14 protein-coding genes are annotated in these 13,607 nt (G+C 31.5%); 5 read left to right on the top strand and 9 right to left on the bottom strand.

Going from position 1 to position 13,607, the window contains the following annotated elements:
- Window positions 1–62: 62 nt before the first annotated feature.
- Window positions 63–368, top strand: coding sequence for a rhodanese-like domain-containing protein (locus tag ACU4C5_RS03070; RefSeq protein WP_446845584.1), 306 nt, complete (start codon window positions 63–65; stop codon window positions 366–368).
- Here ACU4C5_RS03070 and ACU4C5_RS03075 read toward each other — a convergent pair.
- From ACU4C5_RS03075 to gldB, 3 genes are read right to left on the bottom strand one after another with little or no spacing between them, the layout of a single operon-like run.
- The gene (locus ACU4C5_RS03075; protein WP_446845585.1) at window positions 363–977 is read right to left on the bottom strand and encodes a DUF4230 domain-containing protein; all 615 of its coding nucleotides are present in this window, start codon (window positions 975–977) and stop codon (window positions 363–365) included. The genes ACU4C5_RS03070 and ACU4C5_RS03075 overlap by 6 nt on opposite strands.
- Window positions 978–1,001: 24 nt before the next feature.
- Entirely contained in the window at window positions 1,002–1,340 is a 339-nt protein-coding gene (gene gldC, locus ACU4C5_RS03080) for a gliding motility protein GldC (RefSeq protein ID WP_446845586.1), read from the bottom strand.
- The gene (gene gldB / locus ACU4C5_RS03085) at window positions 1,340–2,299 is read right to left on the bottom strand and encodes a gliding motility lipoprotein GldB (RefSeq protein WP_446845587.1); all 960 of its coding nucleotides are present in this window, start codon (window positions 2,297–2,299) and stop codon (window positions 1,340–1,342) included. The genes gldC and gldB overlap by 1 nt, the downstream gene beginning before the upstream one ends.
- 94 nt (window positions 2,300–2,393) lie before the next feature.
- Here gldB and nadE point away from each other — a divergent pair, with 94 nt between their 5' ends.
- Window positions 2,394–3,182, top strand: a complete 789-nt coding sequence (gene nadE, locus ACU4C5_RS03090; RefSeq protein WP_446845588.1) for an NAD(+) synthase — start codon at window positions 2,394–2,396, stop codon at window positions 3,180–3,182.
- Window positions 3,183–3,305: 123 nt separating this feature from the next.
- A complete protein-coding gene (locus ACU4C5_RS03095) occupies window positions 3,306–3,932 on the top strand; it encodes a response regulator (protein ID WP_446845589.1) in 627 nt (208 codons plus the stop codon).
- 5 nt (window positions 3,933–3,937) lie between these two features.
- On the opposite strand, the gene dnaG is transcribed toward ACU4C5_RS03095, so the two are convergent.
- Window positions 3,938–5,917 (bottom strand): DNA primase, encoded by a 1,980-nt coding sequence (dnaG, locus tag ACU4C5_RS03100; RefSeq protein ID WP_446845590.1) that lies wholly within the window; start codon window positions 5,915–5,917, stop codon window positions 3,938–3,940.
- 103 nt (window positions 5,918–6,020) lie between these two features.
- Between dnaG and ACU4C5_RS03105 the strand changes: the two genes are divergently transcribed.
- Complete coding sequence (locus tag ACU4C5_RS03105) at window positions 6,021–7,094, top strand: hypothetical protein (RefSeq protein ID WP_446845591.1); 1,074 nt, start codon at window positions 6,021–6,023, stop codon at window positions 7,092–7,094.
- 31 nt (window positions 7,095–7,125) lie between these two features.
- Here ACU4C5_RS03105 and ACU4C5_RS03110 read toward each other — a convergent pair whose 3' ends face one another.
- From ACU4C5_RS03110 to ACU4C5_RS03125, 4 genes are all read right to left on the bottom strand, one after another.
- Entirely contained in the window at window positions 7,126–8,214 is a 1,089-nt protein-coding gene (locus ACU4C5_RS03110; protein ID WP_446845592.1) for a GreA/GreB family elongation factor, read from the bottom strand.
- Between the two features lie 24 nt (window positions 8,215–8,238).
- On the bottom strand, window positions 8,239–9,051 hold the full coding sequence (locus ACU4C5_RS03115) for a hypothetical protein (protein ID WP_446845593.1): 813 nt from the start codon (window positions 9,049–9,051) through the stop codon (window positions 8,239–8,241).
- Entirely contained in the window at window positions 9,038–9,601 is a 564-nt protein-coding gene (locus ACU4C5_RS03120) for an RNA polymerase sigma factor (RefSeq protein ID WP_446845594.1), read from the bottom strand. The genes ACU4C5_RS03115 and ACU4C5_RS03120 overlap by 14 nt, the downstream gene beginning before the upstream one ends.
- A 74-nt stretch (window positions 9,602–9,675) precedes the next feature.
- Window positions 9,676–10,653, bottom strand: a complete 978-nt coding sequence (locus ACU4C5_RS03125) for a polyprenyl synthetase family protein (RefSeq protein WP_446845595.1) — start codon at window positions 10,651–10,653, stop codon at window positions 9,676–9,678.
- A gap of 156 nt (window positions 10,654–10,809) precedes the next feature.
- Between ACU4C5_RS03125 and ACU4C5_RS03130 the strand changes: the two genes are divergently transcribed.
- A complete protein-coding gene (locus ACU4C5_RS03130) occupies window positions 10,810–12,294 on the top strand; it encodes a T9SS type A sorting domain-containing protein (RefSeq protein WP_446845596.1) in 1,485 nt (494 codons plus the stop codon).
- Between the two features lie 92 nt (window positions 12,295–12,386).
- On the opposite strand, the gene rlmN is transcribed toward ACU4C5_RS03130, so the two are convergent.
- Entirely contained in the window at window positions 12,387–13,430 is a 1,044-nt protein-coding gene (gene rlmN, locus ACU4C5_RS03135; RefSeq protein ID WP_446845597.1) for a dual-specificity RNA methyltransferase RlmN, read from the bottom strand.
- Between the last annotated feature and the right edge of the window lie 177 nt (window positions 13,431–13,607).

Below are 13,607 nucleotides of genomic sequence, written 5' to 3' on the forward strand. Positions count from 1 at the left end.
AATGTAGTAAATTTGGATTCGAAGATACAGAATTTTATCACAATATAAACAAGAAGATAGCTATGGGATTTTTAGATTTTTTATTCGGAAACAAAAACAATGAGATTAAAAGTTATATCGAAAAAGGAGCTATTATATTAGATGTTCGTACAGATGATGAATATAATGCAGGAGCCATAAAAAACTCAAAACATATTCCTCTTGGAGATTTACACAACCAAATTGATACTGTAAAAGCTTTAAACACACCTTTAATTGTATGTTGCAGAAGTGGAGTTAGAAGTGCAAAAGCCACTGCTATTTTAAATAAAAATAATATAGATGCCATTAATGGTGGCGGATGGAAAAGTCTTGAAAGTCAGCTATAATTTTAAACCTTCTAAATCTTTAGGTGCTGTAATTGTAGATTCGTTATACTGTAAAGTCCAACCTAATGAATTTGTTAAAATATAGAATTTAGACAATTCGCTAATCAATCTGTTTTTAGCATTTTTCTTAAATTCTGAAGCATTAATTTTTTTCAATAAAGAAGCTGTTACTAAACCTTTAACTTTATTATAATCTTCAGCTTCAAAGGTATTAAAATACCCAGATTGCACATCGTAATATTCAAAATCTGGGTAAATTTTTAATTCTTCTTCCGGGATTGTTAAAATGAGAAGTATCTTATTTTCTTCGTCAATTTTATAAGTAATTTTACTTAAATCGTACGCAATAGATACATCTGCATTTACCACAACAAGCGCTTTTTTTTCTGAAGTGAAATAATCATTAAAAACGGCTTTGGAGTCTTTATAATTAAACACTTCACTAAAATGCCCTTCGGTAACTATTAATTTTCCTACATTTTTAAGTTGCTCTTGTATGAGTGCAGAATGCTCTTTGAGTACAACAGTGTTTGCATTCTTATCATCACAATATTTAAACGTGAAAAGAATAACTAATGTAACAACAACACCAAAGAGAATATTTCGCATAGCTTAAAACGTATAAATGAAGTTTTACTGTTTTTTAAGTTCTAATTTTTCAGCAAAATACTCACAAAAATCTTTCATGGTTGCTGTCATTTTTTCATCTTGAGTTGCACGTTGAAATGTATCACTCATAGCAACTAATGTTTGGTGAAAAAACAATTTCATTTCATCAACAGGCATGTCTTTTGTCCATAAATCAATACGTAAAGTTTCTTGCGCTTTACTATCCCAAACAGAAAGTAACATCGCTTTTGCTTCTTCGTTATTAATACCACCGTCTGGAGCCGTCCAATTTAATTTTTCTGGAACTCTATTTTCGTCCAGTTGTACGCTAAGTTCTATTTTTGACTCGAATGTATTTGCCATTATTTTTTTGGTTTAAATCTTGAATTATTAAAAATTTCTAATGCATCCATCTGCATCATATTTTGTAAAGTTGTGTTATTATTTTCCATATAAGCACGTACAATTTGCCATCCAATATATTGCCCTAATCGTCCTGGAGAATCGCGATCTAGTTCTAAGTAAAATTTAGAAAAAGGTGCACCAGCAATAAAACGATTTGGTAAATCTGGATCGGTACTATAAAGTAATTTATTTTCTACAAAATATTCCCAAATATACTGCTCGTTAGTTAAAGACCAATCTAATTGTTCTTGTGTATATCCTATTTTTTCGGCATCCGTTTTAAAAGGAATTACCGCATCTTTAAAGTAAAGTTGTTTTCCAAAATAAACCATCTCATCCAATAAAGTTTTCTTTTTGGACTGGTAAATGTATTTTTTAGAATATTCGGTAGCTAAATCAGATACAATATGTTTGGTAGTCATATTTTGAGTAATATATCTTGGAATATCTTGATAATATTTATGGTTTTCACCTAAATAAGTATCTAAAGCAATTAACATTATAGTATCTGTAACGATTACTTTGTTACGATAATCTACATCTGAAGTTAGTGTTACAACTCGTGGTGCTGTAAAAGTATTATCGTAATATTTTAAATGCTGAAATAAGCCTTCAACATCAGATTCTACAGCTGTAAAATCTTTAAAAGTCATGGCAACTTCGTTATGCAATTCTTTTTGAAGGGTATCATTAATTCTGTTGATCCAAATAGAATCTGGAACTTGTTTTGAAAACAGAAATGGAAATGCGTCTTTTAATTGTGGTAAAGTGCCTGAATTTGCTTCCGCGAAAGCGATATCAAAACGCTCAACATTAAAATTGACATCAATTTTAGAAATTGCCTCTTCTGTTTTAGACGTCTCATCACATGAAAAAACGAGAATTAAAAACGTACAGTATAAAATTACTTTTTTCATAAAAACTTAAGCCTTGTTTATTTTTATAACTAATGGGTTTAGTTTATTTTTGTTTGCAAAGGTACTATTCTTAGAATTAAAACGCGATATAAAAATGCAAACTGAAAAAGTTGTTGACCACATAGTAAATTGGTTAAAAGATTATGCTACTAACGCAAAAGTAAAAGGTTTTGTTGTAGGAATTTCAGGGGGAATTGACTCAGCTGTAACTTCAACATTGTGTGCAAAAACAGGATTAGATGTATTATGTATTGAAATGCCAATACACCAAGCAGAAAGTCATGTAAATAGAGCGCAAGAACATATCGCTAAATTAAAAGAACAGTTTCCAAATGTAAGCGATACCAAAGTAAATTTAACGCCTGTTTTTGAAGAGTTTAAAACTGAAGTTTCTCTAGACGGAACAAAGGCTACGGTAGATATGGCACTTGCTAATACACGTGCTAGATTACGTATGACTACTTTATATTATTATGCTGGATTAAAAGGCTTATTAGTTGCTGGAACAGGAAATAAAGTAGAGGATTTTGGTGTAGGTTTTTATACTAAATACGGTGATGGTGGTGTAGATTTAAGTCCGATTGCCGATTTAATGAAATCTGAAGTTTACCAAATAGGCACCTTTTTAAAGGTCTCTAATTCTATAATGAATGCCGCACCAAGCGACGGTTTATTTGGTGATACTAGAAGTGACGAAGACCAAATTGGCGCTTCATATCCTGAATTAGAATGGGCAATGCAAATGAAAGATTTAGGTAAAAATGAAACTCATTTTGAAGGTAGACAACAAGATGTTTTTAAAATCTTTACACGCTTAAACGCTATGAATCAACATAAAATGAATGCGATTCCGGTATGTAATATTCCGAATAACATAAAATAAAGCATATATTTTTACCTTATCTTTCTTTTTTTTAGTACCTTTAAGAAACCCCTCACTTACCTTAATATTAAACGCCCCTCTTAATTATTAAAAAACATTTTTATTAATTAATTTAATATTATTATGATTAAAATATTAGTAGTTGACAATCATCCTGTAGTAACAACAGGATTAAGATTGTACTTTCAATCTGAACCCAATATGGAAGTTGTTGGAACAGTATCTACCGGAATAGAAATTTTTGAATTTATAAGGAGACACACTGTTGACCTCATTATTTCTGAAATTGACCTCCCCGAACTTAATGGTATAACAGCTTTGCGTGCCATAAAAAAGGAACACGCAAACCTAAAGGTTATTATGTATAGTCATCACCCAGAAGAAATTTATGCTATTAGTGTACTTAAAGCTGGAGCCTCTGGTTATGTTTCAAAAAAACAATCTTTAGAAACCCTTAAAGAAGCTATTGTAAAAGTAAACAGTGGTGAAATTTACTTGAGTGACATCATGTCTAAACATTTTACACATGATGATACGAAAGAAAAAACGAGTAAACTTTATAAACGTTTATCAACTAGAGAGGTTGAAGTTTTAAAACTGTTATCATCTGGTAAAAAGAATAAAGAAATTGCTAATGAGCTAAATATTAATGAGAAAACAGTGAGTACTTACAAATCTCGATTGTATAAAAAACTTAATGTCTCTAATTTAGTAGATTTAATTCACCAAGCAAAACACATTAATATCTGATAAAATTAACCTCCTACAACTTTACCTAATTTTCTTGAAAGTAACATTTTTAAACCTAAATAGTCTTTTACGTCTTCTAGTACTGTTCTAGGATTAACGTCTTTTGATGTTAATGAGTTTTGATACTCTTTAACTTTCTTATCAATTAAATAACAACGCAGACTTAAAATGGTTTGTGAGACTAATTGAGAAACTGTTTCATTTTTATCTTTTGTGATGATATTATTACGTTCCCAATCATGCAAATTGTAACGCTCATCATCCATTAAAATACTGGTAACTTCTGTAGCAATACGAGGTTCTAAATTATTTATAAAATCACTTGTTGAGAAGTTTTCACTTTCGTGAAAGCCATTCATAATTATAGTGTATAAATTTTTAAAATCGTTATTAGTAAACTGCATTTCATCTTGTTGTAAATCCAAGAAAATTTTATCAAATACTTTTGCTTGTTGCACAACAGGTTCTAACTCTAGCTCACCAGTTTTTTCATTTTCCTTAAGCGTTAAATCATCAAAAGATTCTACTTCATTTCCATAAAGTAATAAGATTTCAATAATTTTTCGTTCTAATTCATATTGTAAGTCAACACGCTGTTTAGATTGTTGTTGCTCTCTTATAACCTCAAATGGAGGTGGCATTTCTGGAGGCGGCATATTACTAGATTTACTAGCTTCTTGCACTTCCTTTTTATTAATTTGCGCGAGTGTACTAAATAACACTTCTTCACTTATATCCATAATGCGAGAACATTCTTGGATATAAATTTCTTTTTTAATTTGATCCGGAATTTTAGCAATACTATTTACGATTTCTCTAATAGTTTCTGCTTTTTTAATAGGATCGTTATTAGCTTCCTTTATTAATAAAGAGGCTTTAAACTGAATAAAATCTTTAGCATTTTCGTTTAAAAACACTTTTAATTCTTCAGCAGTATTTTGTTTTGCAAAACTATCTGGATCTTCTCCTTCAGGAAACGAACATACTTTTACGTTCATTCCTTGCTCCAAAATTAAATCGATACCCCTAATAGAAGCTCGTATTCCGGCTGCATCACCATCAAAAAGTACGGTGATATTTTTTGTAAGTCGGTTTATTAATCTAATTTGTTCTGGAGATAATGCGGTTCCAGAAGATGACACTACATTTTTTATTCCGGTTTGATGAAACTGAATCACATCGGTATAACCTTCTACCAAGTAACAATTATCTTCTTTTGCAATGGTTTGTTTGGCGTGATATAAACCGTATAAAATTTTACTTTTATGATATACTTCACTCTCTGGCGAGTTAAGATATTTAGCAGCTTTTTTATCGGCCACTAAAATACGACCACCAAAACCTAAAATCCTACCACTCATACTGTGAATAGGAAACATTACACGACCTTTAAAACGATCAAAACGTTTATCCGTTTTCACAATGGTAAGTCCGGTTTTCTCAAGAAATTCTAGCTTGTATCCTTTTTTAAGAGCTGCATCGGTAAATGCTTGCCACTCATTAAGAGAATACCCTAGATTAAAACTTTTTATAGTTTCGTTGGTAAACCCACGTTCTTTAAAGTAACTTAAACCAATTGCCTGACCTTGATCTGTTTTATGTATGATTTTCTGAAAATACTCATTCGCAAAATCATTTACCAAGTACAAACTTTCACGCTCATCAGCTTCTTGCTTTTGCTCGTTAGTTTGCTCGGTTTCTTCAATTTCAATATTGTATTTTTTAGCTAAATATTTTATAGCTTCAGGATAAGTAAAATGCTCGTGCTCCATTAAAAATGTCACAGCATTCCCTCCTTTTCCACTACTAAAATCCTTCCAAATTTGCTTTACAGGTGATACTACAAAACTTGGAGAACGCTCATCACTAAAAGGACTCAAGCCTTTATAGTTAATTCCTGCTTTTTTTAATTGCACAAAATCACCAATAACCTCCTCTACTCGGGCGGTTTCAAATACATGTTCAATCGTAGATCTAGATATCAATTTTTCAGGTTTTAGAAGACTGTAAATGTAGTAAGATTATTTTTAACTATCTTTCAGAAAAATAGAATTTAGCAGCTCATTTAAAACTTAGTCTACAACAATCTTGAAACAAATTTATTCAAAAATAATACGCCGCTTAACTATTCTTATAAAATATTTAAGCTATTCAGAAAAAGCATTTATTAATGAAAAGCAAGTCTATTTTAATATCGAAAATCCTAGTATTTACAACAGATACATCTATACGTTAGCTAAATTTTTCACGATAGAAGGTTATGACGTAGTATTCTCAAAAACGTTTAAGCATTATAGATTGATGCACCAAAACGACAGTACGTATTTAGGGTTACTATCTAAAACAGAGAATGTTTATTTTTCTAATAAAACACCGCAAACATCAGATTTAGTTTTTAATGATGAAAACTTAAATGCTAATTATTTTTCTTTTCTTATTGAAACTAAAAAAAGGGCAACATTTATTCCCATTGCACAACATCCGTTAATGTATGATCATAAATTATGGAATACAAAAATAGCTGATAGTCTTAGAAAAAATTCAATATTTATGATTGGGAATTTTGATGAGAATAGTTACAAAAACATAGAAAACACCTCTTTAAATATTATAAGCAGACCAAAAATTTACAAACATTTAGAAACTTCAAATTTACTTACACAAATAGTGAGTGAAAGTGATTTTAATTCATTTTTAAACAGTGATATTGATAAAAAATGTGTGGTGATAAAACGTGATGATTTTTCAATTAAAATGGAACATTTACGTCCAACGCTTACTAAATTTAATTTCTTTTTGGCCTGTCCTGGTTACATTATGCCTTATGCTCATAATATTGTTGAAGCTTTATCTGTAGCGACAATTCCTATTATACAAACCAATTATGCTACATTGTTTTTTCCGCCTTTAGAACATAACAACAACGCTATTCTTTTTGATGATTTACCTGATTTAACCGAAAAAATAAAAAACTGTTACGCTTTAAATACCGAAGAAATTAAAATACTACAAAACAACGCTTTTAATTATTACACCAATTATTTAACGCCCAAATCTGTTATTAACACTATTGAAAAACAGAAAACTAATACGTTTTATTTAATTGCCGAAGCGCATAGTATTAAACTTTTTGAAGCACAAAAAAACGCTTCCAATAATTGAAAGCGTTTTTATTATTGTTTTTTTGAAATGATTAATCTAAATCAAAACGAAAACCTAATGATATATTATTTTGATCTACAGATTGATCTTTAAATAACGGGTTTAAATCATATTTTGCATAAATTCCAATACTACCATACCCCACGTAAGCACTTAAACCGTATACAAAATCTGAAGCATTATAATTCTTTTTAATTTTCTGTTTTACACGATCACCATCTTCTTTATAGTTTAATTTTTGTTGTGACGCTAATCTTAGACCTGCATATCCACCAAGTCCTACTTTAAATTTATTTTGTGTTGAATAACGGAAATAATTATCCTTCTCTATTTTTTTTGAAGGTCCAAATTCAAAATGCACTGGCACCACCAAATTTGTAACTCTAAATTGTGACTCTTTTAATCCTACCGGAAATTCTTCTAAAGTGGTAACATCTCCATTTTGCTCAAAATATTTATCATTTTTAGCGTTTAATTTATTCCATTGAAATGACAGACCATATTTTAATCTTACAGCATTAGAGTTTTTTAATAATCGTGTTTTCCATGCCCAACCTAACTCTACAAAACCAGATCCCATAACACTATAATCGTCACCTAAATCTTTACCTTCAGATAATGTATTATTAAACCCTAGTGCAAAAACTAGATCACTAGTGGTACGCACATCATATTTTTTAGGTTTGTTTGTGTTTTTATTATTAATCATTACACCAGCAAACGTTTTATTTTCGTCTTTACCAATACCAATAACAGACACGCTACTACCGTCACTAAATACATAATCTTCATTACGTTTTAATAAATCTATTTTACGATCAATAATAGCGATTCTGCTTTCAATATTTAAAGCACGATTTTTAGCTGCTTCACTTTTTAATTGCTCAGCATCATTTGTTGTAATACTACCTAACTCTAAACGTTCATTAATCGCTTCAACTTCTAACTTTAAATACTCGCGCTCTTCGGTTTCAATCGTTTTTTTTAACCCTATAAGTTTCTCTACCTTATAAGAGTTAGTTTCTGTTTTAATAGAATCTTTTACTTGTTCTTGTGCATGTACTTGCCCTAAAATTAAGCATAGGCCTAGTAGCACTACATGTTTTGTAATGGTGTTCATAAGTGATTGTTTTTTGATTATTATTTATTGATTGCGTTCTGCAACAGCTGTTTTTACTGTTTTAAAAGTAGATTTTAAACTCTCAAAAACACGAGTTCTAAACGAGTCTTGCAATTCTGCCTCAACGTCTTGTAGCAATGAATTAGCATCAACCATTTTTGTGGTTTCGTTATATAATCGGTTTTTAAAGATTTCATTTTCGGCAGATTTTAAAAGTGCATCTAACTCTGCGTCAGATACAGATCCTTTATTACCTTGTAAGCTTTCAATTTGAGCTATTACCGTTTTTACTTTTAAAGTTTCAAAATCATCAGTATTTAAAACTGGTGCTATTTTTGTTGGTCTTTTAACTGTAGCAATTGTATTATTTACAGTCTTTTCTGTAATATTTTCAGAAGTTGTAATAGCTGACTTAATTATTTTTACAGCATCAACTTCCGCCACAGCGTTAACTTTAGATGGTGTTTTTATTAATATCTTATTAATATCTTCAGTCGCTTTTTTAGTTGACTCTTTAGTAACTATAGCTGTTTTTTCTTGAGTTACAATGTCATTTACAACAACTGGAGTTTGCTTTTCTTTTATTATTTTTACTTCAGAATTAACAATTACAGGTGATTCGTTTTTAAATGTTGAAGTCTTAAAAAATATAGAACTTACTAAAATTACGCCCACCACACTTGCTGCGACACCAAACCATAAAAATAATTTACGTTTACTCCGTTTTTCATCGGCATCTAATTGTGCGTTTAATTTATCCCATGACGCTTCCGAAGGTGAAATTTCACGCTTCTCAAGGGTTTCTTTTATTGTATTTTCAAATTTAATTGGCGCCATAACTACTATTATTTAGTGTCTTTATTTTTTCTTGAAGCAGCTGTCTTGCTTTAAACAATTGCGATTTAGAAGTTCCTACAGAAATCTGTAACATACTAGCAATTTCGGCATGTTTATAACCTTCAATTGCGTACATCACAAATACCATTTTATAACCTTCGGGAAGCTCATCAATAACTTGCTGAATTTCGGCCAACTCAATTTCGGTATTTACATTATTACTGTGTGTTTCCGGAAAATGTTCGGGTTCCATTAAAAACTCAACATGTTTTTCTTGTCTTAAAAAGGAAATAGCTTCGCGTACCATAATACGACGCAACCAACCTTCAAAACTTCCGTTGTTTTCAAATTGTTTAAGATTTTTAAACGCTTTAAAAAAGCCAATTAGCATTACAGATTCGGCATGTTCAATATCTTTTATATAATATCTACAAACACTTAACATTTTAGGCGCGTGCAATTCATAAAGCACATGTTGCGCCTTACGATTGTTTTTCGTCGCCTTACTAATAAGTTTAGCAGTATTATTATGTAATTGAATTACTTTCAAAATAGCCGTATTGTGGTCTTCTATTTATAAAGACGCATCTTTTGGCAAAAAGGTTGCCTGAGGTGATAAAAAAATTATTTTTTTCTATCTATAACGTAGTTCACCATTAACTCTAATGATGCTTTAAATTCTGAATCTGGGTATTTTTGTAAAATTTGTAAAGCTTCCGTTTGAAAGGTTTTCATCTTATCAATCGCATATTCCAAACCTCCGTTTGTTTTTACGTAAGTGATTACCTCTTTAACGCGTTGCTTATCTTTATTATGGTTTTTTATAGAATTGATTAACCATTTTTTCTGCTTCTTATCACTCTTATTAAGAACATGAATTAAAGGAAGCGTCATTTTTTGTTCCTTAATATCAATTCCTGTAGGTTTCCCAATAGCTTCATTACCATAATCAAACAAATCATCTTTAATTTGAAATGCCATTCCTATAAGTTCTCCAAACTTACGCATTTCTTCAACTTGCGGTGTATTTGGCTGTACAGATGCAGCTCCCAAACTACAACAAGCGGCAATTAATGTAGCGGTTTTCTGACGGATAATTTCGTAATAAATATCTTCTGTAATATCTAGTTGGCGTGCTTTTTCTATTTGAAGTAATTCACCTTCACTCATTTCACGAACAGCGACCGAAATAATCTTTAATAAATCAAAATCATTATTATCAATAGATAACAGTAATCCTTTTGAAAGTAAAAAATCACCAATAAGTACTGCAATTTTATTTTTCCAAAGGGCATTTACCGAGAAAAAACCGCGACGTCTATTACTATCATCCACCACATCATCATGCACCAAAGTAGCTGTATGAATTAACTCAATTACCGAAGCACCCCTATAAGTACGCTCACTAACTTCACCGTGATTTACCATTTTTGCGACTAGAAACACAAACATTGGACGCATCTGTTTTCCTTTACGGTTTACTATATAATGCGTAATCCTATTTAGTAAAGCGACTTTTGAAGCCATTGAGAGTTGAAACTTTTGCTCAAAAAGTTCCATCTCATAAGCGATAGGTTGTTTTATTTGCTCTACTATTTTCATAGAAAATGATTATCTATTAAGAGAACAAACGTACTAAAAAACCACGTGAAATACTATTTTAGTCTTTAATCTCAATAATTAACACTTCAATATTAGGTTAATGTTAACTTTATTAATAATTTTATACTTCATTAAACCAAATAAATACATTTTAATATGAAAAAAATTACTTTTTTATTTACACTTTTATTAACCTCTTCAATGATGCTTGGACAAGTTGTATTGTCTGAAGATTTTAATGCTGGCTTAACGCTTCCTACAGGATGGACAAATGATGATATTGCCGGAAATGGTGAAGTTTGGACTTTTGCCACTGGATCAGAAGCTCCTAATTTTACTGCAGGAAACACAATGTTAGGAGATATTGGATTTACTGCAAACTACGCTATACTTAATAGTGATGTATATGGAAATAATGGTACTGCTGAAAATGCTGCTTTAACTAGCCCTGTTTTTGATGCCACTGCTTTTACATCCCTAGAACTTAAATTTGATCACCTTATTCTAGGTGACTATGGAGGGGAAGGCCACGTAGAAGTATACAACGGTACTACTTGGATTGAGGTTGCTGTATATTCAGAAGCTACAATTGCACCTAACACTAATGGTAATTATCTTGCTGATGGAGTTGTATTAATAGACGTATCTACTGAATTAGCTGGTGTATCTAATGCACAAGTTCGTTTTAGATGGGTTGGAAATTGGGGTTTTTTCTGGGCTGTTGATAACATATCTGTTTTTCAATGTACTATTGATGCACCAGATGCTGTAACATTAGTTAGTCCTGCAAATGCAGCTACAGATGTGGCTATAGCCTACGGAACTGCAACTACTAATAATTCTGTAGGGCCTTTTGAATGGACTGGAGCTACAACGGGATCTGCTACTGACAGCTACTCTATTAGCTTAGGGCTAACTGCTACTGGAGATGATATTGGTACTTTAGGAGGTTTTTCTTCTGGTGGTACAGTTTCTGCTGCGCAATTATTACCTAACACAACTTATTACTGGTATATCACTTCAAATAATTGTGGAGGAAGTACTGCTTCAGCTATTTATTCTTTCACCACTGCAGCTTGTACCGCAACTGCTGTTCCTATAGCTATTGCTACAGCTCCTATTCCTGCTAATGTTGCTACAGTATCTCTTGCAGGTCCTGACAGTTCTATTACTCTTAACTGGACAGGTGATATTAATGCTGATGAAACTTACACTTTAAATATTGGAACATCTCCTTTAAATATGCAAGCATTTTCAGATTTTCAAAATGGAACTAATCTTACTGGTTTAGCTGTTAGCACACAATACTTCTGGAGAATAGATGTTGTTAACTGTATTGGTATTACTGAAGGTACTCAATGGTCTTTCACTACAGATGCTGAGTTATCTACAGGAAACTTTACACAAGAAAATGTATTTACTCACTTCTTAAACCAAAATACTAATGTATTAACTGTTACTTCTGCTAACGCTGCATTTGATAACATTACAATGTATGACATCTTAGGAAAACAAGTTATTAACAAAACTGCTTCTCAAACTAGAGAAACTGTTAACATGTCTAACTTAGAAGATGGTATTTATATTTTACAAGTAACTATTGGAGGTAAAACTCAAACAGTTAAATTGTTAAAACAATAAGTATTACATATACTATACTAAAAAAGCGTTGCAAATTGCAACGCTTTTTTTTATGCTTAATTTTAAATAAAAAAATAGTATTCTTTATTTAATTATACTTTTTTATTAGCTAATTGTCCACAAGCGGCATCAATATCTTTACCTCTTGAACGTCTTACAGTAACCGTTATGTTATTTTTTTCGAGGGTATTTACATACATATCAATTGCAGCTGAATCTGCTTGTTGAAATTCACCATCATCAATAGGGTTGTACTCAATAAGATTCACCTTACTTGGCGCAAACTTACAAAACTCTACTAGCGCATCTACATCTTTTTTACGGTCATTAATACCATCCCAAATTACGTACTCGTAAGTAATGCGGTTTTTAGTTTTTGCATACCAGTATACCAAAGCTTCTCTTAAATCTTTTAAAGGAAAATTTTCATTGAAGGGCATAATTGATGTACGCACCTCATCAATAGCAGAGTGTAATGATACGGCTAGTTTAAACTTTACGTCATCATCGGCCATTTTTTTAATCATCTTTGGTACTCCAGAGGTAGATACTACAATACGGCGCGGTGACATAGCTAAACCTTCTGGTGAAGTAATTTTATCAATCGCTTTTAGTACGTTATTGTAATTCATTAACGGTTCTCCCATTCCCATAAATACAATATTACTTAAGGGACGGTTATGGTATAATCTACTTTCGTTATCTATCGCTACAACTTGATCGTAAATCTCATCTGGATTAAGATTACGCATACGTTTTAAACGTGATGTTGCACAAAATCTACAATCTAAACTACAACCTACTTGTGATGACACACAAGCTGTAGTTCTTGATTTTGCAGGTATTAAAACCGACTCTACAATTAAACCATCATGTAATTGTACGGCATTTTTTATGGTTCCGTCTGAACTACGTTGCATTTGATCAACCTTAATATGATTGATTACAAAGTTTGCTTCGAGCATGCTACGGGTGTCTTTGGAGATATTTGTCATATCTTCAAAACTGTGTGCGCCTTTGCTCCAAAGCCATGCGTAAACTTGATTTCCTCGGAAGGCTTTATCGCCTTCACTTTCAAAAAAAGTTCTTAATTGTTCTTTGGTTAGTGCGCGTATGTCTTTTTTAGTGCTTTTCATAGATGATGCAAAAGTAAATAAAAGCTATTAGTTATTGGTAGTTGCGTAACAAATTGTTGTATTAGCGGTTGTAGCAGCATCCTTTTTTGCTTTAGTATTTGCATAGATGTATGAAATTGAAATAAATGGCAAAAAAGATATAGCGGAAAACGCGACCTTATGTTGCTTTTTAAACAT

The sequence above is a fragment of the Lacinutrix undariae genome (assembly GCF_052934785.1).

Coding starts and splice junctions, on each gene's coding strand:
- gldB (WP_446845587.1), bottom strand. CDS start 2,299: ATGAAAAAAGTAATTTTATACTGTACGTTTTTAATTCTCGTTTTTTCA.
- ACU4C5_RS03095 (WP_446845589.1), top strand. CDS start 3,306: ATGATTAAAATATTAGTAGTTGACAATCATCCTGTAGTAACAACAGGA.
- nadE (WP_446845588.1), top strand. CDS start 2,394: ATGCAAACTGAAAAAGTTGTTGACCACATAGTAAATTGGTTAAAAGAT.
- ACU4C5_RS03070 (WP_446845584.1), top strand. CDS start 63: ATGGGATTTTTAGATTTTTTATTCGGAAACAAAAACAATGAGATTAAA.
- rlmN (WP_446845597.1), bottom strand. CDS start 13,430: ATGAAAAGCACTAAAAAAGACATACGCGCACTAACCAAAGAACAATTA.
- ACU4C5_RS03115 (WP_446845593.1), bottom strand. CDS start 9,051: ATGGCGCCAATTAAATTTGAAAATACAATAAAAGAAACCCTTGAGAAG.
- ACU4C5_RS03125 (WP_446845595.1), bottom strand. CDS start 10,653: ATGAAAATAGTAGAGCAAATAAAACAACCTATCGCTTATGAGATGGAA.
- ACU4C5_RS03130 (WP_446845596.1), top strand. CDS start 10,810: ATGAAAAAAATTACTTTTTTATTTACACTTTTATTAACCTCTTCAATG.
- gldC (WP_446845586.1), bottom strand. CDS start 1,340: ATGGCAAATACATTCGAGTCAAAAATAGAACTTAGCGTACAACTGGAC.
- ACU4C5_RS03110 (WP_446845592.1), bottom strand. CDS start 8,214: ATGAACACCATTACAAAACATGTAGTGCTACTAGGCCTATGCTTAATT.
- ACU4C5_RS03075 (WP_446845585.1), bottom strand. CDS start 977: ATGCGAAATATTCTCTTTGGTGTTGTTGTTACATTAGTTATTCTTTTC.